We start from the raw sequence: 20,968 nt of genomic DNA on the forward strand, positions 1-20,968 counted from the left end.
TTGCGCGGACGTTCGATACGCCGCGCAATCACGTCGCAGATAGAATACCCCCATGGCGACTGGCCCAATCCCGACTGACAGACAATCGACAAACAGCGTCCAGCAGCCCAAAATCATCGTTTTCAAGGGAGAAAAAAATGGTTTTGGGGACAATCTGGCCGCGATTTTCCTGAAAAGCAAAAAACCGCACGCGCATGAACAGTTCAAAAACGACATGCCATATGCGGCAGTCGATGTCGCATGCGGCCTTGCGCTGAAGTTTCCCTTACGTCCATTATTCTCCTGACAAGAACAAGAAATCGACCAAACGGTCGAGCCAAAAGAGTGAGGAACAGGAATGACCAATGAACTCGAGTACCTCAGCCGCCGCGTCGCCGCGGGCAAGCTGAATCGCCGCGATTTCCTCGGCCGTGCGGCAGCGCTTGGCGTCACCGCGGCTTTCGCCAACACGCTTCTCAGCGATGCCGCCAGGGCGGAAGGCCCGGTCAAGGGCGGCACCTTGAAGGCCGGCCTGCAAGGCGGCGAATCGTCCAACGTGCTCGATCCGGCGCTGAATCTCAGCCAGGTGAACTTCAACTTCGGCAAGTGCTGGGGTGAGATGCTGGTCGAACTGAACCCCGATGGCAGCCTGGAGAACCGCATCGCCGAGTCGGTCGGGTCGTCGGACGACGCCAAGATCTGGACGATGAAGATCCGCAAGGGCATCGAGTTCCACAACGGCAAGACGGTTTCGCCGCAGGACGTCGTCGCCACGCTCGAACGCCACAGCGACGCGAAGTCGAAATCGGCAGCGCTCGGCATTCTGCAGGGCATCGACAAAATGGCGGTGAACGGCGACGAGGTCGTCATCACCCTCAAGGATCCGAACGCCGACTTCCCCTATCTGATGGCCGACTACCATCTCGTCATCCAGCCGAACGGCGGCAAGGATGATCCAAATGCCGGCATCAGCGCCGGCCCCTACAAGGTGACCGTCAACGAGCCGGGCGTCCGTTATGGCGGCGAAAAATTCGCCAATTACTGGCAGGGCGACAAAGTTGGCCATGCCGCCCAGGTCGAGATCATCGTCATCAACGATGCGACCGCGCGTACCGCCGCGCTTCAGGGCGGCCAGGTCAACATGATCAACCGTGTCGAGCCGAAGATCGTCGATCTGGTCAAGCGCGTGCCTGGCGTTACCATCCAGGCCGTGTCGGGCAAGGGTTTCTACCCGTTCAACATGTTCTGCGACACCGCCCCCTTCGACAGCAACGACCTCAGGATGGCGCTCAAGCTTGCCATGGACCGCGAGGAGATGCTGGAGAAGATCCTGCGCGGCTACGGCAAGGTCGGCAACGACATCCCGGTCAACGAAGCCTATCCGCTGTTCCCGACCGATCTCGAACAGCGCAAGTTCGATCCCGAGAAGGCCGCCGAATTCTACAAGAAGTCGGGCCATTCCGGCACCATCCTGCTTCGGACCTCGGACGTTGCCTTCCCTGGCGCGGTTGACGCCGCCCAGCTCTATCAGCAGAGCTGCGCCAAGGCCGGCATCAAGATCGAGGTGAAGCGCGAGCCGGGCGACGGCTACTGGTCGGAAGTCTGGAACAAGCAGCCATTCTCACTCTCCTACTGGGGCGGACGGCCGACGCAGGACCAGATGTATTCCACAGCCTACATCTCCAGCGCGGACTGGAACGACACACGCTTCAAGCGGCCGGAATTCGACAAGATGGTACTGGCGGCTCGTGGCGAACTCGATCAAGATAAGCGCAAGAAGATGTACAGCGACATCGCGATGGTGATGCGCGACGAGGGGGGCCTGATCGTTCCGTTCTTCAACCAGTATATCGACGCTTCCGGCAAGGGTGTTCAGGGTTGGGTAAGCAACCCGGCGCAGGAGATGTGCGGCGGCTACGCGCTGTCGATCTGCTGGCTGGCGGCCTGATCCGGACCGCCCGGTGAGTTCGCCCATCCTGAAGCTGATCGCCCAACGCATCGCGTTGGGCCTTCTGCTCCTGTTCGCCGTCTCCGTGCTGATCTTCGTCGGCACGCAGATTCTTCCGGGCGACGTCGCCCAGTCCATCCTTGGTCAGTCGGCGACGGCAGAGTCGCTCGCCAACCTGCGCGAGGCACTCGGCCTCAACGATCCCGCCTATATCCGCTACTTCAGATGGCTGGGCGGCATCCTGACCGGCAACCTGGGCACAGCGCTGTCGTCGGGACAGGACATCGCTTCCGCCATCAGCGGGCGGCTGTGGAACACGTTGTTCCTCGCCTTCTGGGCTGCCATTGTCTCGGTGCCGCTGGCGATCGGCCTCGGCCTGCTTGCCGTGCGCTACCGCAACGGTTTCGTCGACAAACTCATTTCGGGTCTGGCACTGGCGTCCACATCACTGCCGGAATTCTTCATCGGCTACCTGCTCGTCTATTTCTTCGCCGTGCAGTGGCAGATCTTCCCCGGCATCTCGACGGTCTATGACGGCATGCCGTTCCTGGAGCGCATGAAAGCGATCGCCTTGCCGGCGACGGCGCTGACGCTGGTCGTGCTGGCGCATATGATGCGCATGACACGCGCAGCGATCCTCAATGTCATGCAGTCGGCCTATATCGAGACCGCCGAGCTCAAGGGGTTGTCGCCCTTCGACATCATCCGCAAGCACGCCTTCCCCAATGCGATCGCGCCTGTGGTCAATGTGGTGATGCTGAACCTTGCCTACCTGATCGTCGGCGTCGTCGTGGTCGAGGTCATCTTCGTCTATCCTGGCATGGGGCAATATCTGGTCGACCATGTCGCCAAGCGCGACGTGCCGGTGGTGCAGGCTGTCGGCCTGATCTTCGCCGCGGTCTACATCACGCTGAACATGATCGCCGACATCGCCGCGATCCTCGCCAATCCGCGTCTGCGGCATCCGAAGTGAGGGCGGCATGAAAAACATTCCGCTCACCGCCTGGATCGGCCTGATCCTTACCGGACTGTTCCTGATCTGCGCGATCTTCGCACCCTGGATCGCGCCCTACGGCAACGGCGAGATCGTCGGCGACGTCTGGGCGCCGATGTCGTCGGCGAACGTGCTGGGCACCGACAATCTCGGCCGCGACCTGCTGTCGCGCATGATCTACGGCGCGCGCGTCACCATCTTCATCGCGGTGCTGGCAACGGCGCTGGCGTTCTGCCTGGGCTCCATCCTCGGTTTCACGGCAGCGACGATCGGCGGCAAGTTCGACATGATCCTGTCGCGCTTCGTCGATCTGCTGATGGCGATCCCGACGCTGATCTTCGCGCTGGTTGTGCTGTCGGTGCTGCCCTCCACGATCCTCACTCTGATCCTGGTCATGGGCATCCTCGATGCCACCCGCGTCTATCGCCTGTCGCGCGCGGTCGCCGTCGACATCAACGTCATGGATTTCGTCGAAGCCGCCAAACTGCGCGGCGAAGGGATGAGCTGGATCATCTTCCGTGAGATCCTGCCCAACGCGCTCTCGCCCCTGATTTCGGAACTTGGCCTGCGTTTCATCTATGCGGTGCTCTTCCTGTCGGCGCTGTCCTTCCTTGGCCTGGGTGTCCAGCCGCCTGACGCCGACTGGGGCGGTATGGTGAAGGAGAACAAGGACGGCATCGTCTTCGGCATTCCCGCGGCCCTCATCCCGGCGGCAGCGATCGCCCTGCTCGCCATCTCGGTCAACCTGGTCGCCGACTGGGTGCTGAACCGCACCTCGGACCTGAAGGGAGGACGCGGCAATGGCTAAGGCTCAGGCGGCAACGCAAAAGCCCGAAATGCTGCTCGACATCCGCGATCTCAGGATCGAGGCGCGGGTGTTTCCGCCCGACGAAGCACCGAAGACCGTGACCCTGGTGCATGACGTCTCCTTGACGCTGAAGCGCGGCAAGGTTCTGGGCCTCATCGGTGAATCCGGTGCCGGCAAGTCAACCATCGGCCTGTCGTCAATGGCTTATGGCCGTGGCGGTGTGAAGATCACCGGCGGCCAGGTCCTGCTCAACGGGCGCGATATCCTGCCGCTGAACCCGAAGGGCGTGCGCAAGCTGCGCGGCCGGGAAGTCTGCTATGTAGCGCAATCGGCCGCAGCCGCCTTCAACCCTGCGCACAAGCTGATGGATCAGGTCGTGGAAGCGGCCCTGCTGCACGGTGTCGCCACGCGCGCCGAGGCAGAAAAGCGCGCCATCGCGCTTTTCAAGAAACTCAGCCTGCCCAATCCCGAAGCCATCGGCAACCGCTATCCGCACCAGGTCTCGGGTGGTCAGCTGCAGCGCGTGATGACGGCGATGGCGCTGTGTTCGGAACCGGACCTCATCGTCTTCGACGAGCCGACGACAGCGCTGGACGTGACGACGCAGATCGATGTGCTGGCGGCGATCAAGGATGCCATCCGAGACACCCATGTCGCGGCGCTCTACATCAGCCATGACCTCGCCGTGGTAGCCCAGGTCGCCGACGAAATCCTGGTGCTGCGCCACGGTCGGCTGGTCGAGCGCGGCGATACGCACCAGATCATCAAGCTGCCGCAGCAGGACTACACCCGTGCACTGGTGGCCGTGCACGAGATCGACCACGCCGAAAAGCAGCCGAGTTCCACGCCGGTGCTTTCGGTGAAGAATGTGACGGCGGCCTATGGCGGCGGCGCCGTCAAGGTCCTGAAGAATGTTTCGGTCGACCTGCATCCCGGCCAGACGCTGGCGGTGGTCGGCGAATCCGGCTCCGGCAAATCGACGCTGGCCCGGGCCATCACCGGGCTTCTGCCTCCGGAAGCGGGCTCGATCAGCTTCGATGGCCGCACCTTGTCCAACCGCCTCGCCGACCGGCCGAAGGAAGACCTGCGCCAACTGCAGATGATCTACCAGATGGCCGATGTCGCCATGAACCCGCGCCAGACCGTGCGCACCATCATCGGCCGGCCGCTCGAATTCTATTTCGGCATGCGCGGCAAGGCGCGCGACCAGCGTGTCGCCGAACTGCTCGACAAGATCGAGATGGGCCAGGGCTTCGCCGACCGGTATCCGGCCGAGCTTTCCGGCGGCCAGAAACAGCGCGTCTGCATCGCCCGCGCGCTGGCGGCGAAGCCGAAGCTGATCATCTGCGACGAGGTCACGTCCGCGCTCGACCCGCTGGTGGCCAACGGCATCCTGAAACTGCTGCTCGAACTGCAGCAGGAAGAAAAGGTCGCCTACCTGTTCATTACGCACGACATCGCCACGGTGAAGTCGATCGCCGACGCGATCGCGGTCATGTATCGCGGCGAAGTCGTTCGCTACGGTCCCAAAAGCCAGGTGCTGGCGCCCCCCTTCGACGCCTACACCGATCTGCTGCTTTCTTCGGTGCCGGAAATGGAGCAGGGCTGGCTGGAAAGTGCGATCCAGGGCCGGCGCATGGAGAGCGCCGGGAACTAGGTTTCCAGCTGACTGTCATGCGGCCGCAACGAGCGGCCGCCACTGTGATCTTCTTGGGGGCGGACAAGCCCGAAATGGGAAGGGAGCAGAACATGACAACCGAACTCGATCATCTCGCCAGGCTGGCCGGCAAAGGCGGCATCACCCGCCGCGATTTTCTCGGCCGCGCCGCAGCGCTCGGCGTGACCGCCGCCATGGCCGGCACGCTGGCCGACCGCGCCTTTGCACAAACCCCGGCCAAAGGCGGTCTCCTTCGGGCCGGCCTGCAAGGCGGCGAGTCGACCAACAGCCTCGATCCGGCGACAAACCTCAGCCAGGTCACCTTCAATTTCTGCAAGCAATGGGGCGAGTTCCTCAATCGGCTGACGCCGGACGGCGGCCTGGAAAACATGATCGCGGAGGAGATCGGTTCGTCGGACGATGCCAGGATCTGGACGATCAAGGTCCGCGACGGCATCGAGTTCCACAACGGCAAGACCGTGAAGGCGGAGGATGTGCTCGCGACACTGGAGCGGCATGCCGACGAGAAATCCAAGTCGGGTGCGCTCGGCGTTCTGAAGAACATCAAGGCGATGAAAGCCGAAGGCAAGGAAGTGATCGTCTCGCTGGCCGAGCCAGATGCGGACTTCCCTTACCTGATGGCCGACTATCACCTCGTCATCCAGCCGAATGGCGGCAGGGACAACCCCAATGCCGGCATCAGCGCGGGCCCCTACAAGGTCAAGGTCAACGAGCCCGGCGTGCGCCATGGCGGCGAGCGCTTCGCCAACTATTGGGGCGGCGACAAGCTTGGCCACGCCGACCAGGTCGAGATCGTGGTCATCAACGACGCGACCGCGCGGCTGGCGGCGCTGCAGGGCGGCCAGGTGCATTTCATCAACCGGGTCGAGCCCAAAGTGGTGAACCTCGTCAAGCGGGTGCCGGGCGTGTCGGTGGAAGCGACCTCGGGGCGTGGCTTCTATCCGTTGAACATGTTCTGCGACACCGCCCCCTTCGATAATGCCGACCTGCGCATGGCATTGAAACTGGCCATGGACCGCGAGGAGCTGCTTTCCAAGATCCTGTTCGGCTACGGGTCGCTCGGCAATGACTTCCCGATCAACGCGGCCTATCCACTGTTTCCGGACAACATCGAGCAGCGCAAATTCAACCCTGAAAAAGCCGCGGAGCACTACAAGAAGTCCGGCCATTCGGGATCGATCCTGCTGCGCACTTCCGATGTCGCGTTTCCCGGAGCGGTCGATGCCGCCCAGCTCTACCAGCAGAGCTGCGCCAAAGCCGGCATCAAGATCGAGATCAAGCGTGAACCCGGTGACGGCTACTGGTCGGAAGTGTGGAACAAGAAGCCGTTCTCGCTCTCCTATTGGGGCGGCCGCGCGACACAGGCGCAGATGTATGCAACGGCGCTTGCCTCCACCGCGGACTGGAATGATACGCGCTTCAAACGCCCGGATTTCGACCAGTTGCTGATGAAGGCACGAGGCGAACTCGACCAGGACAAGCGCAAGGCGCTGTTCCACGACATGGCAATGATGGTGCGCGACGAAGGCGGCACGATCGTACCGTTCTTCAACCAGTTCATCGACGCTGTGGCGACCAGCAAGATCGATGGCTGGGCCGCCAATCCGCAGGGCGAGATGATGGATGGTTATGCCCTGGGAGCCTGCTGGCTGAAGGCGTGACCCTCAAGAACACAGCGCCATGCGGCAGGAAGGGATCGCCGCATGGCGCTGAAGACGGTGGCTCAGCGCATGAGTTAGGAGAGCTTCGTCATGCGCGAATTTTCAGGGCGTACCTTGTCCGTCTGAACGGACGCAGGCCGCCCTAGTGCCACCAGTCATAGGCATGAACCACATGATCAATCCGGGCGTTGTCCGCCTGAACGTTCGCGTTGTTCAACTCATAGGCGCGGATGTAGTCGACCTGCATTTCGGAGGGTGTCGCCAGCCCGTCCGACGGTGTTCCAGCGGCGCCGCCCACGGCCAGATTGACCAGCATATACATGGGCTTGTGCATGTCTGACGGCGTTTGAGTCCGAAAAATCTCGGTGTCATCGAAATACCAGACCAGTTCGTCCTCGGTCCAAAGCAGTCCGTAATTGTGGAAACCCTCGGTATCGGGAACACCTACCGCCGAGCCGACGGTGGTACGGCTGCCGGTCTCGTTTGAATGCGCAGCGACATTGACCGTGTTCGGATCCTGGCCACGCATTTCCACCACGTCGAGCTCCGGCGGCCACGATCCGTCCGCCGGCAACAGCCAGAAAGCCGGCCAGACGCCGTGGTTGTCGGGCATGTCGGCGCGGATCTCGAAGTAGCCGTAGGTCTGGGCGAACGATCCGTAGGTGTTGAGCAGTCCCGATGTGTAGTCGTAGTTGTTGATGTAAGGCTTGATCGTGTCTTCGGCCCGGGCGGCGGTGATGGTCAGCACGCCATTCTCGACATCGAACGGCTGGACCGAACTGGTCGGTGCATAGTCGTGGTCGATGTACCACTGTTTTTCGCCGTTCGAGGTCAGCGTGCTTCCGTTTTTGGCGCCCCACCAGAAATTGGTGTCCCAGGTACCGCTGGTGCCGTTGCGCAGGCTCAGCGTGTTGAACTCATCCGAGAAGGAAAGGTTGAGATGGGACCGGTCAAGGCTGAGTTCGAACTGGTCCGCCTTCAACTTGTCGACGGTGGTGTTGGCGAAGACCAGGAATTCGGTTGGCCCTAGGTTGAGCCGCACATCGTTGCCCGACTGGACCATGCTGGCCCTGACCTCGGCGAAAGAACTGAAGCCGTAGCCGGTCAGGCGGACATTGTCGTCGCTGCCGAAATCCAGGATCAGGTCGCTGCCATTGCCTTTCTCGAACAGGAAGGTGTCGCTGCCCCCTCCGCCCTTCAGGACGTCGTCGCCCAGTCCACCGTCGATCGTCTGCTTGCCGGCACCGCCGCTGATGATGTTGTTCAGATCGTTGCCGATGGCGTAGCGCCCATTGCCGGTGACTGTGAGGTTCTCGATGTTGGCGGGCAGCGTGTAGCTCATCCAGGTTTCGACAGTGTCGATCCCCTCACCCGGGCGTTCATCCGCGCGGTTGATGGCCGAATAGAGATGGTAGATATCGTCGCCCAGCCCGCCATGCATGGTGACGTTCACCCTGCTGTCGCCCCACAGCGAATCGTTGCGGACACTGCCGTAGAGGTCAGGGCCGGAATTGGTCGCCGAAAAGTGGCTGACGGAGGGATCACTGTAAGGAAGCAGCACGCCCTTGGCGTTGCGCACGGTGGCCATGACGATCTCCTGTCGTCGAAAATGCCACCCGTCTTCAAGCTAGCATCCACCCGCTAATCTGACGACCCGCTAAAATGCTAACATTATGATACAGGCTGTTACCGATGGCCGCGGCTCAATGCGGCCATTCGCTTCTGCCCAGTCGCCACACGGCTTCCACGATGCGCGAGAAGCTTTCACGGGCACGCGTCACGGTGTGGCGGGCGCGCAGATAGCCGTGCACAAGGCCTGCTTCCTCTCGCCAAAACGCTTTGCCGCCGGCCGCCAGGATGCGGTCGCGATAGGCTTCGCCGTCGGAAGACAGCGGGTCGCATTCGGCCGTGATGACCACAGTGGGCGGCAGATTTGAAAAGTCGCGGTCCAGCATTGGCGCAATAGTTGGGTCGAGCATTCGCCCTTCCCCGCCGGTGCGGACATTCTTGTAGAAGATCAGGTCGCGCATCGTCAGCATCGGCGCTTCGGCATGAGTGACGTAAGAACCCTTGGACTGATCGCCGCCGAGACCGGGATAGATCAGCAGTTGACCGACAGCCCGGCGCGGATGCGCGCGCGTCGTATGCGCGACCGCAGCAGCCAGGTTGCCGCCGGCGCTGTCGCCGACCAGCAGGATCGGCACCTGGTAGCGGGAAGCTGCCCAGCCGAATGCCGCCATCGCGTCGTCGAAGGCGGCAGGATGACGATGCTCCGGGGCCAGCCGGTAATCGACTGAAACCACCTCGTAACCGGTGCGGCCGCACAGTTCGGCGCAGACGTCATCATGGCTGTCCAGCCCACCGAGTATGAACCCGCCGCCATGGAAATAGAGGACCAGCGCCTGCGGCTCCGCGTCCGCCTGGCGGTAGATGCGGATCGGAATGGAATGATCGGGCGTTGCGATGGTGGTCGTTTCCGCCGAGACGCCCTCCGGATACCCCGCAAAGAACTCGCGGCACATGCGGTTGTAGACACCGCGCTGCTGCTCGATCGTGTAATCGATCGTGTCGGGCGGATAGTAGGAATTGGTCTTCTCGATGAAGGCCCAGGTCTCGGCGTCGATCAGCTTGGTGTAGTCGGTCATGACCGTCTGTCGCTCACTTGCCTTTCCACACCGGATCGCGCTTTTCCGCGAAGGCCTTGAAGCCCTCCAGATTGTCTTCCGAGGCATACAGCTCGTCCACCGTGCGGAACTGGCGCTTGGTGATGCGGTTCATGGTCTCCTGGAAGCCCATGGTCTCGGCGGCGCGCGCCACTTCCTTTATGGCCGCGAAGACCAGGGGCGGACCGCCGGCAAGCAGACGGGCGACCTCCCAGACACGATCTTCCAGTCTGTCGGCCGGCAGCACCTCGTTGACGAGGCCCCAACGATGCGCCTCCTGCACATCCATCCAGCGGCCGGTGAGCAAAAGATCCATGGCGACGTGATAGGGAATGCGCTTCGGCAGCTTGATGGTCGCGGCATCCGCCAGCGTGCCGGCGCGGATCTCAGGCAACGCGAAGCTGGCATGATCCGAGGCGTAGATGAGGTCGCAGGACAGCGCCAGTTCGAAGCCGCCGCCGACCGCCATGCCATTGACGCAGGCGATGACCGGCTTGTTCAGGTCGCGCAGTTCCTGCAGGCCGGCAAAGCCGCCGACACCATAATCGCCGTCGACGGCGTCGCCGGCAGCCGCCGCCTTGAGATCCCAGCCGGCGGAGAAGAACTTGTCGCCGGCCGTCTTGACGATGGCGATGCGCAGTTCCGGGTCATCGCGAAACGCCTTGAAGGTTTCGCCGAGCAGGCGCGACGTCTTCAAATCGATGGCGTTGGCCTTGGGCCGGTCGAGCGTGACTTCGAGGATGACACTTTCGCGGCGGGTTCTTACGACGTCAGACATGTGATCTATTCACCTCGTTGTAGTTCACGGCGCTTGCAGCAATGAAGCAACTGTGTTGCTTCAAGTTCATTTTGTGGCCAATCAAAGCCTCGATTTGACCACGAACGCGTCCGGTTATTGGCCAACCGCCTTCAATCATGGAATCGCTTGGTGGACGCCGGTAGATCCGTCGAAGAGCCCGGACATCGAAATCCTTCAGCACGACTTCTGCGACCAGTAACTCGGTTTGCTTGTTAAACTTCTCCAAGCACCAGATGAGTTTGTATGGCGGATAGGTGATGACATCGATTGCCGAAGGTGGAAGTTCACTTTCCTTTTGAGCGGACGGCGGTGGAACAATCATACTCGCACCGGTTGTGTGATGAGTAAGGCGTCCGCGATCCACGCTCCCTTGCCTTCGGCGCAGACGATCAGCGGGTTGATGTCGAGTTCCTCGATGCCACCGGCATGAGCCATGGCGAAACGGGCAATCCCCTCGATTGCCGCCACGGCGGCGTCGAGGTCGGCCTTGGGCCGGCCGCGATAGCCATCGAGCAGCGGGAACATGCGCAGGCTGCGCAGTGCAGCCTCGATCTCGTCGCGCACGGTCGGCAGAAGCAGCGTGGCGCTGTCCTTCAGAAGCTCCACCAGCACCCCGCCAGTGCCGACCGTCATCACCGGACCGAAGACCGGATCGCGGGTCAGACCGACGATCAGCTCCGCGACGCCGCCGGTCACCATCGCCTCGACATAAAGCCCGCTGCCCAGTGGCAGCAAAGCGGTAGCGGCATCATGAACATCCGCAGCGCTCCTCAGATTGAGCCGCACGGCGCCAAGTTCACTCTTGTGCGCAACGCCGAGCGCCTTGAGCGCAACCGGAAAGCCGAGCGCCTCGGCCGCCGCGACGGCCCCGGCAACGTTCGCCGCCTGCCTGCCTTGCGGAACCGGCAGGCCGGCAACCGCCAGCATGGCCTTGGCGGTGGCTTCGTCCGGCTGCCGCTCAGGCGCGACAGCCTCGCCTCCGCCAAGTGCAGGACCACCGATCCCGATGCTCGGTGAGATCGGATGCTGCCATGCTTCCGCAACGAACACGGCCGCTTCGGCTGCGTCGAACGCCTCGGCGATGCCATGGATCGGGACGATCCCGCGCCTGAGCAGTTCGGTCGAATGATCTTCCGACAGGTTCTCACCCATCGAGGCGACGATGGCGCCATGCGCGCCGTTGGCCTTCAGCGCGGCCTCGAACGCATTCACGGTCGGCCACCAGTCGGCATCGGAACAGCGGTCAGTGCGCGGAAAATCCAGCACCAGCATGTTGAGGCCGAAGCCACCGGACGCCATGGCCGAGAAGGTTGCGGTGAGCGCGTCCTGCTTGCCCCAGATATAGGTGTTGTAGTCGAGCGGGTTGGCGACGGCGACCAGCGGCCCGAGCGTTTCCTGCAAGCGCGCCTTATGCGCTTCGCTCAAGGCGGGAAAGTACACGCGCCGGCCTTCGGCGGTATCGGCCATGACCGACGCTTCGCCACCTGAGCAGCTCATCGACGACAGCGTTGGTTTCGAAAGCGGCCCAACCGCGTGCAGCAGCTTCAGCGTTTCCAGGAATGACGGGATGGTATCGACACGCGGAATGCCGAGCCGCTTCAGGAACGCATCGGAGGCGGCATCCGAACCGGCAAGTGAAGCAGTGTGCGAAATGGTGGCGGCGCGCGCCTGTTCGGAGCGGCCGACTTTCATGGCAACGATTGGTTTCTTGAGCTGCCGCGCCCGTGCCGCCAACCGCTCGAAGCCGTCGACTTTGTCAAAGCCTTCGATGTGCAGGCCAAGGCAGGAGACGCGCTCGTCCTCGATGAGGCCGAGCGCCATTTCGGAAAGGCCGGTCTGCGCCTGGTTGCCTGCCGTCATCAGGAACGCCACGGGCAGGCCACGCGTCTGCATGGTCAGGTTGCAGGCGATGTTGGAGGACTGGGTGATGATGGCCGCACCCTTCTCGCCATCCTGCAGCCGGCGACCGCCATGCTGGTCCGGCCACAGCAAGGCGCCGTCGGCGTAGTTGATCAGGCCATAGCAGTTCGGGCCGATGATCGGCATGCCGCCGGCAGCTTCGATCAACGCCAGTTGCAGGTCCTGGCCTTCGGCCTCGTAGTGCGCGGTCTCGCGAAAACCTGCCGCAAAACAGATGGCGCCGCCGGCGCCGCTCGCGCTCAACTCGCGCACCACATCGATGGTGAGATGCCTGTTGACACCGATGAAGGTGGCATCCGGTGCATGCGGCAACTCGGCGAGCGAGCGGTAGGCCTTGACGCCTGCCACCTCGTCCTTGCTCGGATGGACCGGCCAGATCTCACCGGCAAAACCCATCTTGAGCGATTGCCTGACGACGTTGGGAGCAAAGAAACCACCACCGACGACGGCGATGGACTTCGGGCGCAGCAGGCGGGAAAGGTCGCGGGGCATTGTCATGGTTCGATGGTCACAGCTGCATTGTCCGCACCAGCCGCGCGGAGCTTTTCGAGTTCGGTCAGATATTCCGTCGTCGCCTTCACGCCCTTCGGGCTGAGCGCATAGATGCCGGTGCCGACCCGTTCGAACCATCCGTAATGGTTGTCGGCCATCAGACGCCGGGCATGCGTTATGCTGGTCCGCCTGGCGACCTCGGCCGCTTTTGTTGGCCCCTGCTCATCGAGCAGGTTGAGGCAGCGCAATGCCTCCTGGCGATATCCGGTCACCAGGTTGCGGCGGGTCGCCCCGCCAAGGTTGGGGTCGCCGACCAGTCTTTCGAATTCGCGCAGCAGCCGGGTCTTGCGTGGTTTCGACTGGCGCGGCTTGTAAGCCCCCGGATCGCAATGGATCTCGGTAAAGCCGTCGGCAAGCCGTACGGTGATCAGGCCAAGCCCGAGCCGCCGGCAAAGCTTCCTGTTTTCGACCAGCGCCTTGAGCGAAGCGCGGCCGGCGCCTCGCGGCACGGCGACATAGACGGCGTCACTGATGGCCTGGCGCTGGATCGCCTGATGGAAGAGTGCCAGCGAGAAACCCGCCTTCAGTTCGACAATGACCGGATCATCGCCATCACGGACAGCCACGATGTCGGCGGCCCCGACCTCTCCCTTCACGCTGTAGCCCTGTGCTTCAAGCAGCCGCTTCACGGGCAGGTAAAGGTCGGTTTCCTTGATGCCGGTCTTAGCCATGATAGGGGGCCATGATGCGGGGCTAACCTCCGACTGCCCTCAACAGGGCGCGCGAAATGATGTGGCGCTGGATTTCGGACGTGCCTTCCCAGATACGCTCGACACGGGCGTCGCGCCAGATACGCTCCAGAGGCAGGTCATCCATCAGGCCCATGCCGCCATGTATCTGGATCGCCTCGTCGGCGATATAGGCCAGCACCTCGGTGGCTTTGAGCTTCGCCATAGCCATGTCCTGGTCGGTCACGCTGCCCTGGTCGTATTTCCAGCCGGCTTCCATCACCATCAGGTTCGCTGCCTTCAGTTCCGTCGCCATGTCGGCCAGCTTGAAGGACACGCCCTGGAATTTGCCGATCTGCTGGCCGAACTGCTCGCGCTGCGCGGCATAGTCGATGGCGTGCTGCAACGCGCGCTCGGCCCGGCCGAGGCATGTGGCACCGACCTGCAGGCGTGTGGCGCCCAGCCAGCTGTTGGCCACCTCAAAACCTTTGTGGATCTCACCCAGCACCTGTTCCTGCGGGATGCGGCAGTCGTCGAACTCCAGCACCGAATTGGTGTAGCCGCGATGCGAGACGTTGCGGTAGCCGTCGCGCACGGTGAAACCGGGCGTTCCCTTGTCGACGAAGAAGGCCGTGATCTTCTTGCGTTTGCCGCGCGGGCTGTCCTCTTCGCCGGAAGCCATGAAGCAGATGGCGAAGTCGGCAATGTCGGCATGGGAGATGAAGTGCTTGGTGCCGTTCAGCACCCAGTCGCCGCCCTTCTCGATCGCGCTCGCCTTCATGCCGCGCAGGTCCGAGCCTGCGCCAGGCTCGGTCATGGCGAGGCAGTCCCATTTCTCGCCGCGGATGCAGGGGAAGAGATATTTCTCGCGCTGCGCGTCGGTGCCGGCGAGCAGGATGTTGGATGGCCGCGCCACGCAGGTCCAGTGCAGCGCATAGTTGGCGCGGCCCAACTCCTTCTCGTAGAGCAGCCAGGTCAGCGTATCCAGGCCGGCGCCACCGACTTCGGCCGGCATGTTGGCGGCATAGAGGCCAGCGGCGATCGCCTTGGCCTGCAGTTCCTTGATCAGGTCCATGCGCAGGTGGCCGCTGCGCTCGACCTCCAGCTCATACGGATAAAGCTCGTTCTCGACGAAAGCGCGCGTTGTATCGACGATAAGCTGCTGTTCTTCGGTCAGGCCGAAATGCATGGCTCAGCCCTTCTTCCCGGCCGTCTTCTTGGTCGCCTTTTTCACTGGCTTGGTCGCCTTGGCTTTCGCCGCGGCGCTGGAAATCCTTGTCTTTGCCGTGGCCAGATCAGTCAGCTGCTTGGTGTAGCTGTTGTGCAGCGCGCCGGCGCCCCAGCCCTTGCCCTTGTTCTGTTTTGACAGCGCTTCCATGATCGCGACGAGGTTGTCGTCGCGGATCTTCTCGAGCTCTCGGATCGACCATCTGGACGACTGGTCGTCGGATTGGCCAGCGATCAGGTCGACCAGTTCATCGTTGAACTCCGGCACGTTGGTCAGCTTCGTCCATGGCCACTGCAGGCATGGCCCGAACTGCGCCATGAAGTGGCGCATGCCGGCCTCGCCGCCGGCGATACGGTAGACCTGGAACATGCCCATCTGCGCCCAGCGCAGACCGAAACCGTAGCGCATGATGTCATCGAGTTCCTCGACGGTGCAGATGCCGTCTTTGATCAGCCAGAGCGCCTCGCGCCAGGCTGCTTCAAGCAGACGATCGCCGACAAACGCCTCGATCTCCTTGCGGATGACCACCGGTTTCATGCCGATCGACGAATAGATCTCCCTGGCGACCTCGATCGCTTCCGGGAAGGTCTGCGCGCCGCCGACGATCTCGACCAGGGGCAGCAGATAGACCGGATTGAACGGATGGCCGACGACCAGCCGCTCAGGGTGCTTCTTCATCGCCACCTGCATGTCGGACGGCTTGATGCCGGACGTCGACGAACCGATGATCGAATTGGCCGGCGCATGCAGGTCGATCTCGGCCAGCACCCTGTGCTTCAGGTCGAGCCGTTCCGGCACGCTTTCCTGGATGAAATCGGCATCCGTCACCGCTTCGGCGATCGTCTTGGCGAAGGTAAGCTTGCCCTCCTTGGGCAGGCCGCCGGGCAGCATCCGCTTGTAGGCGCGGCGCGCGCCCTTCATCACTTCGCTGACCTTGCGCGAGGCCTCTGGATCGGGATCGTAGATCGAGACGTCGATGCCGTTGAGCAGCAGGCGCGCGACCCAGCCGGCGCCGATGACTCCACCGCCGATGGCGGCCGCTTTTTCGATTGTCATTCCTGTCGTTCCCCGAAACGGCTTCAAGTTTTCAAAGCTTATGCCGCCAGCGGCGCGCGCTTGGTCAGGTTGAGCTTCTTGCGGACTTCTTCCGGCCCGATCACGCGGGCGCCGAGATTTTCGATAATGCCGACCGCACGTTCGACCAGCTGCGCATTGGTGGCAAGCACGCCCTTGTCCAGCCAGAGATTGTCTTCCAGCCCGACGCGGACATTGCCGCCCGCAAGCACGGCCGCGGCAGCGTAGGCCATCTGGTTGCGGCCGAGCGCGAACGCCGAGAACGTCCATTCCTTCGGCACGTTGTTGACCATCGCCATGAAGGTGTTGAGATCATCCGGGGCACCCCACGGCACCCCCATGCACAGTTGCACCAGCGCATCGGGCGCCAGCACCTTTTCTTCCACCAATTGCTTGGCGAACCAGAGATGGCCGGTGTCGAACGCCTCGATTTCCGGCTTCACGCCCATCGCCGTCATCATGCCGCCCATGGCACGCAGCATGCCCGGCGTGTTGGTCATGACGTAGTCGGCTTCATTGAAATTCATCGTGCCGCAATCCAGCGTGCAGATCTCGGGCAGGCACTGGCGCACGTGCTCGACACGGTTGCTGGCGCCACCCATGTCGGTGCCCTGCTGTTTCAGGGGCAGCGGATTTTCGACGTCGCCGAACACCATGTCGCCGCCCATGCCAGCGGTCAGGTTCAGGACGACGTCGACATTGGCGTCACGGATGCGTTCGGTGACTTCACGATAGAGATGGATGTCGCGGCGCGGCTTGCCGGTTTCCGGATCGCGGACATGGCAATGCACGATCGCAGCACCCGCCTTGGCCGCCTCGATGGCCGAATCGGCGATCTGCTTGGGCGAACGCGGCACATGTGGACTGCGGTCCTGCGTGCCGCCGGACCCGGTCACGGCACAGGTAATGAAGACCTCGCGGTTCATCGCAAGCGGCATCGCTTTTCCTCCCGAAATGCTTTTGACGGATCATTGCGCCGCTTGCCGAAGACTGTTTTGCGTTTTACGAAACAAACATGGCAAAAACCGAAAGGCGTTCAATCTTTCTTGCGGAGCGCACGCCGCTCAAGGTCACCCTGCTCGTCTTCTCCGGTTCATCCATCATGTGCGTGGCTTCCGCGGTCGACCCATTGCGGGCAGCCAACCGTATCACCGGCGAGACGCTGTTCGACTACCGGCTCGTCTCTATGACTGGCGACGCGCCGGTGACCACCTGTGGTCTGCCGGTTGCCGTCTCGGGGCGTTTCGACCCGGCTGAAGCCACCGACATGCTGGTGGTGATCGCCGGCTTTGGCACGCAGAATTACGCCACCTCGGCCCTGCTGGCTGGCCTGAGGCGGGCAGCACGCACGGCACGCGCCATCGGCGGTGTCGAGGCCGGAACCTGGCTGGTTGGCCGCGCCGGATTGCTGGAAGGGCGCAGCGCCACAACCCATTGGGAAGACATGGAGGATTTCACCGCCGCCTTTCCAGGCAGCGACGTACGGCCCGACCGCTATGTCATCGACGGCCCTGTCTTCACGTCGGGCGGCGCCTCACCGACCTTCGACCTGATGCTGCATCTGGTGCGCTCGCGGCTCGGCATGGCTGTGGCGCTCGATGTTGCCAGCGTCTTCATCTATGACCAGGCCCGCGCGGCGACCGACGCGCAGCCGCTGGTCTCGCTTGGCCGGCTCGATGGTTACGACCCGCGCCTTGCACAAGCAATCCGGCTCATGGAGGCACATGTCGACCAACCGCTGACGATCGCCGCAATCGCCAGGCGTGCGGGCGTCACCGCCCGCACGCTGGAGAGCATCTTTCGCGCGTCGATCGACGAGACGCCGGGCGCCTACTATTTGCGACTCAGGTTGGCCGCCGCCAGGCGACTTGTGGTGGATACACGCATCGCCATGGCCGACATTGCCGAACGGACGGGATTTTCATCCGCGGCGGCATTTTCAAGAGCGTTTTCGAAAGCGTTCGGCGAAGCGCCGACGAAGGCGAGAGGCGGCTAAAAGCGCCGCCGGGTCAGGCGGCGCGGCTGCGGGTTTCGGTCCCGTCGATCAGGTCGCGCATCTGTTTGGCAAGATGTGCCTCGAAGCGACCGGCAACCGCGCGGTCCCATTCATTGGCCACCTTGGCGTCGTTGGTCGGACGCGGCATCGACATCAACCGGTCGATGATCGAGCCGACATGCTCACGCGACAGAAGGGCGTCGATTTCGTGTTCGGTCTGCATTCTTCGCCTCCTTTCGATTCGTGCTGGCGAGTGCCTGTATATAGGAAACCTGTGACGGCTTCTTGAAGGCAAGGTTGGGGCGATTGAAAGGCAGATTGAGAAAATTACGTCACGAAAACGTGCAGCTACGGTGATTTCATTTCACCGCAGCTTACCCGACTAACAGATTCTTAGAATTTCTTTTCGAACAGCACCGTCGTCAGATCACTCTCCCACTCCAGGTCGGGATAACGGCCTTTCTCCTCATAACCGAGCGCCTTATAGAAGCCCTGGCTCTGCTGATTGAAGCTGTCGGTCTCCAGCCGCACCTGTGTCTGGCCTGCAGCCCGGATGGCTTTTTCGGCCTCTTTCATCAACGCGCGACCGATGCCGAGACGCTGATGGCGCGTGCCGACATGGAGGGCGTCGATGAAATCGTCCTGCCAGCTGACGAGCCCTGCGACATCCCCATCGACCGTGGCAACAAGGAAATCGAGGCCCTGCTCCTCGACGAAGCGACCACTGACATCTGTCTCGAGATACCGCCGCGCAGCCTCGGCCGTGATTTCAGGCTGCCAAGTGCTTGCGAAGGTTTCGCTCAGGATGCGCTTCATAGCCGGGAAATCCGCCTCGGTCGCGGGCCGGACGACAACGTCAGGAGCTTTTGCCCCGTCTCTCTGCGATATGTCACCTGTCGTCATCTTCATAAACTCCTGCCAGCCGCGTGCGGGCGCCATGTCGTAGCCGCGATCTCGCCCGGAGCAGCGTCCTTCGCAAGCGCCTTGCTGCTTCCAATGCTGGGCCAGCACGGCGCGGATCAGTGAAGGACATCACGCCGATTACCTGCCGCGTAATTGGTTCCGTTTTGCCGCCGGGTGAAAAGGTCATCGTCAAAACCCGAAACAAAGGAACCTGACCATGACCGACCTCACCGCCATCGCCCAGAACTACTTCGCTGCCTGGAACGAAACGGACGCAACACGCCGCGCCGGCCTGCTCGACGCCGCTTTCACCCGGGACGTCAGCTATCAAGACCCGATCATGCAGGGCGACGGCCACGGTGGCATGACCCAGTTGATCGAAGGCGTACAGCAGCGCTTCCCGGGCTTCCGCTTCTCGCTGCGCGGTACGCCTGACGGTTTCGGCGACTTCATCCGCTTCGCATGGAACCTCGGCCCGGAAGGTACCGGGTCGGTGATCGAAGGCACGGATATCGGCGTGATCGAGAATGGTCGACTGAAAAGCGTCACCGGTTTTCTCGACAAGGTGCCGGCACAATAGCGGCTGATATCATTGCCCTCCCTTCCGGGAGGGCCGGACCTACATCGTCCCGCGGATCGCAGGATAAAGTGCGCGATAATGTTTGTAGGCATCCTCGAAGGCACCGGCCAACGCCTGCTCCGGCTCGATGCTGGCCGCAACGGCCGGGGCGGTGCAGACCGCGAGCGGGTCCGCGCTACCTGCCGCGATGAGGCCAAGCCGGGCCGCGCCAAATGCAGCGCCGAAATCGCCATCGGCGGGCACATCGACCGGAATGCCAAGCGCGGTGGCGATCGCCTTCAGCCAATATCTCGAACGCGAACCGCCGCCGATCGCCGTTACCCGTTGCAGCGTCGTTCCAGCTGTGCGCAAGGCCTCCAGACTGTCGCGGAAAGCAAAGGCGACCCCTTCCAGAACGGCCTGGGTCAGCGCAGCCCGATGCGATTCATGCTCAAGCCCGACAAAGGCGCCGCGAATGGCGGCGTCGTTGTGCGGCGTGCGCTCGCCCGACAGGTAAGGCAGGAAGGTGACGCCGCCTGGCGTCTTGAGCGCATCGCCAAGTTCACCGGTCAGTTCACCGGCAGTTTTGCCGGTGATGTTCGAGAGCCAGTTCAGCGAATCCGTCGCCGAAAGAATGACCCCCATCTGGTGCCATGTCGCCGGCAAGGCATGACAGAAAGTGTGCACCGCGCTCTGCGGATTGGGCAGATAGGACGCATTGGCGGCAAACAGCACGCCTGATGTGCCCAGTGAAACAAAGGCATGGCCCTCTCCGACCGTGCCCATGCCACACGCGGAAGCAGCGTTGTCGCCGGCGCCTCCGGCAACAGGAATGCCGGCATTGATACCCCATTCCGAGGCAAGCTCGGCGCGCAGTCCACCGGCCCGTTCGGTGCCTTCGACCAGGGCTGGCATATGCTTTTCGTCGAGTTCCGTCGCGGCGAGGAGCTCAGGTGACCAGCGCCGCTTTTCGACGTCCAGCCAGGAGGTGCCGGCCGAGTCCGACATTTCGGAAATGTGCTCGCCGGTCAGCCAGAACCGCAGAAAATCCTTCGGCAACAGGACCTTGGCGACCCTGGCGAAGATGGCCGGCTCATTTGCCTTCACCCAGGCGAGTTTGGGTGCTGTGAAACCTGGGAAGACGATATTGCCGGTGAGCTTGCGGAAGCGTGGATCGGCATCGAGTTTCGCGGCTTCGGCAAAGCTGCGCGTATCATTCCACAGGATGCAGGGCCGCAGCACGGCATCAGCGGCATCGAGCAAGGTAGCGCCATGCATCTGGCCGGACAGGCCGATGCCCTTGATCGCGGCGAACTCCCTGCCGTGAGCAGCCTTCAATTCGGCGATGGCCTCGCGACAGGCGCGGACCCATTCGGCTGGATCCTGCTCCGACCAGCCGTGATGCGGCCGCGACACGTCGAGCGAGCCGTGACCTGAGCCGATTATGGCCTGACTGTCGTCAATCAGCAGTGCCTTGATACCGGAAGTGCCCAGATCGAGCCCGAGATACATGCCGTCCTCCCCATTTGTTCCGAGCC

General features: G+C 62.6%; 20 protein-coding genes. 8 read left to right on the plus strand and 12 right to left on the minus strand.

Going from position 1 to position 20,968, the window contains the following annotated elements:
* The first annotated feature begins 52 nt into the window (after nucleotides 1-52).
* The 6 genes from ACFWYE_RS19525 to ACFWYE_RS19550 all read left to right on the plus strand — a co-directional run bounded on the left by ACFWYE_RS19525 (nucleotide 53) and on the right by ACFWYE_RS19550 (nucleotide 7,068).
* Nucleotides 53-286: a hypothetical protein gene (locus tag ACFWYE_RS19525; RefSeq protein ID WP_379113668.1), complete on the plus strand. Its 234-nt coding sequence runs from the start codon at nucleotides 53-55 to the stop codon at nucleotides 284-286.
* A gap of 51 nt (nucleotides 287-337) precedes the next feature.
* Nucleotides 338-1,927, plus strand: a complete 1,590-nt coding sequence (locus ACFWYE_RS19530) for an ABC transporter substrate-binding protein (RefSeq protein WP_379113670.1) — start codon at nucleotides 338-340, stop codon at nucleotides 1,925-1,927.
* Between the two features lie 13 nt (nucleotides 1,928-1,940).
* Entirely contained in the window at nucleotides 1,941-2,900 is a 960-nt protein-coding gene (locus ACFWYE_RS19535) for an ABC transporter permease (protein WP_379062060.1), read from the plus strand.
* A 7-nt stretch (nucleotides 2,901-2,907) separates the two neighbouring features.
* Nucleotides 2,908-3,729 carry an ABC transporter permease gene (locus tag ACFWYE_RS19540; RefSeq protein WP_379113672.1) on the plus strand — a complete coding sequence of 274 codons (822 nt, stop codon included), beginning with the start codon at nucleotides 2,908-2,910 and terminating at the stop codon, nucleotides 3,727-3,729.
* Nucleotides 3,722-5,386, plus strand: coding sequence for an ABC transporter ATP-binding protein (locus ACFWYE_RS19545; protein ID WP_379113673.1), 1,665 nt, complete (start codon nucleotides 3,722-3,724; stop codon nucleotides 5,384-5,386). The genes ACFWYE_RS19540 and ACFWYE_RS19545 overlap by 8 nt, the downstream gene beginning before the upstream one ends.
* Nucleotides 5,387-5,478: 92 nt before the next feature.
* Nucleotides 5,479-7,068: an ABC transporter substrate-binding protein gene (locus tag ACFWYE_RS19550; RefSeq protein WP_379113674.1), complete on the plus strand. Its 1,590-nt coding sequence runs from the start codon at nucleotides 5,479-5,481 to the stop codon at nucleotides 7,066-7,068.
* A 142-nt stretch (nucleotides 7,069-7,210) separates the two neighbouring features.
* Here the strand turns inward: ACFWYE_RS19550 and ACFWYE_RS19555 are convergent, their stop codons facing one another.
* The 9 genes from ACFWYE_RS19555 to ACFWYE_RS19595 all read right to left on the minus strand — a co-directional run bounded on the left by ACFWYE_RS19555 (nucleotide 7,211) and on the right by ACFWYE_RS19595 (nucleotide 16,910).
* Nucleotides 7,211-8,656: a family 16 glycosylhydrolase gene (locus ACFWYE_RS19555; RefSeq protein ID WP_379113676.1), complete on the minus strand. Its 1,446-nt coding sequence runs from the start codon at nucleotides 8,654-8,656 to the stop codon at nucleotides 7,211-7,213.
* 115 nt (nucleotides 8,657-8,771) lie between these two features.
* Nucleotides 8,772-9,713, minus strand: a complete 942-nt coding sequence (locus ACFWYE_RS19560) for an alpha/beta hydrolase (RefSeq protein ID WP_379113678.1) — start codon at nucleotides 9,711-9,713, stop codon at nucleotides 8,772-8,774.
* Between the two features lie 13 nt (nucleotides 9,714-9,726).
* Nucleotides 9,727-10,509, minus strand: coding sequence for a carnitinyl-CoA dehydratase (locus ACFWYE_RS19565; protein ID WP_379113680.1), 783 nt, complete (start codon nucleotides 10,507-10,509; stop codon nucleotides 9,727-9,729).
* Complete coding sequence (locus ACFWYE_RS19570) at nucleotides 10,502-10,852, minus strand: hypothetical protein (protein WP_379113681.1); 351 nt, start codon at nucleotides 10,850-10,852, stop codon at nucleotides 10,502-10,504. The genes ACFWYE_RS19565 and ACFWYE_RS19570 overlap by 8 nt, the downstream gene beginning before the upstream one ends.
* Nucleotides 10,849-12,948, minus strand: coding sequence for an acetate--CoA ligase family protein (locus ACFWYE_RS19575; protein WP_379113683.1), 2,100 nt, complete (start codon nucleotides 12,946-12,948; stop codon nucleotides 10,849-10,851). The genes ACFWYE_RS19570 and ACFWYE_RS19575 overlap by 4 nt, the downstream gene beginning before the upstream one ends.
* On the minus strand, nucleotides 12,945-13,673 hold the full coding sequence (locus tag ACFWYE_RS19580; protein ID WP_379113685.1) for a DUF2161 domain-containing phosphodiesterase: 729 nt from the start codon (nucleotides 13,671-13,673) through the stop codon (nucleotides 12,945-12,947). The genes ACFWYE_RS19575 and ACFWYE_RS19580 overlap by 4 nt, the downstream gene beginning before the upstream one ends.
* A 22-nt stretch (nucleotides 13,674-13,695) precedes the next feature.
* On the minus strand, nucleotides 13,696-14,859 hold the full coding sequence (locus tag ACFWYE_RS19585; RefSeq protein WP_379062080.1) for an acyl-CoA dehydrogenase family protein: 1,164 nt from the start codon (nucleotides 14,857-14,859) through the stop codon (nucleotides 13,696-13,698).
* Nucleotides 14,860-14,862: 3 nt separating this feature from the next.
* Nucleotides 14,863-15,954, minus strand: a complete 1,092-nt coding sequence (locus tag ACFWYE_RS19590; RefSeq protein WP_379113687.1) for a 3-hydroxyacyl-CoA dehydrogenase NAD-binding domain-containing protein — start codon at nucleotides 15,952-15,954, stop codon at nucleotides 14,863-14,865.
* A 38-nt stretch (nucleotides 15,955-15,992) separates the two neighbouring features.
* Nucleotides 15,993-16,910, minus strand: a complete 918-nt coding sequence (locus ACFWYE_RS19595) for a 3-keto-5-aminohexanoate cleavage protein (RefSeq protein ID WP_379113688.1) — start codon at nucleotides 16,908-16,910, stop codon at nucleotides 15,993-15,995.
* A 77-nt stretch (nucleotides 16,911-16,987) separates the two neighbouring features.
* Between ACFWYE_RS19595 and ACFWYE_RS19600 the strand changes: the two genes are divergently transcribed.
* Complete coding sequence (locus ACFWYE_RS19600) at nucleotides 16,988-17,968, plus strand: GlxA family transcriptional regulator (protein ID WP_379113690.1); 981 nt, start codon at nucleotides 16,988-16,990, stop codon at nucleotides 17,966-17,968.
* Nucleotides 17,969-17,981: 13 nt separating this feature from the next.
* Here the strand turns inward: ACFWYE_RS19600 and ACFWYE_RS19605 are convergent, their stop codons facing one another.
* Nucleotides 17,982-18,191 (minus strand): hypothetical protein, encoded by a 210-nt coding sequence (locus tag ACFWYE_RS19605; protein ID WP_379113692.1) that lies wholly within the window; start codon nucleotides 18,189-18,191, stop codon nucleotides 17,982-17,984.
* Between the two features lie 170 nt (nucleotides 18,192-18,361).
* Nucleotides 18,362-18,871, minus strand: a complete 510-nt coding sequence (locus ACFWYE_RS19610) for a GNAT family N-acetyltransferase (RefSeq protein WP_379113694.1) — start codon at nucleotides 18,869-18,871, stop codon at nucleotides 18,362-18,364.
* Between the two features lie 217 nt (nucleotides 18,872-19,088).
* Here ACFWYE_RS19610 and ACFWYE_RS19615 point away from each other — a divergent pair, with 217 nt between their 5' ends.
* The gene (locus ACFWYE_RS19615; RefSeq protein WP_379113695.1) at nucleotides 19,089-19,451 is read left to right on the plus strand and encodes a nuclear transport factor 2 family protein; all 363 of its coding nucleotides are present in this window, start codon (nucleotides 19,089-19,091) and stop codon (nucleotides 19,449-19,451) included.
* 39 nt (nucleotides 19,452-19,490) lie between these two features.
* Here the strand turns inward: ACFWYE_RS19615 and xylB are convergent, their stop codons facing one another.
* Entirely contained in the window at nucleotides 19,491-20,942 is a 1,452-nt protein-coding gene (xylB, locus tag ACFWYE_RS19620; protein ID WP_379113697.1) for a xylulokinase, read from the minus strand.
* Nucleotides 20,943-20,968: the final 26 nt, after the last annotated feature.

The sequence above is a fragment of the Mesorhizobium sp. NPDC059025 genome (assembly GCF_042739655.1).
In the GTDB taxonomy this organism is placed as follows: domain Bacteria; phylum Pseudomonadota; class Alphaproteobacteria; order Rhizobiales; family Rhizobiaceae; genus Mesorhizobium.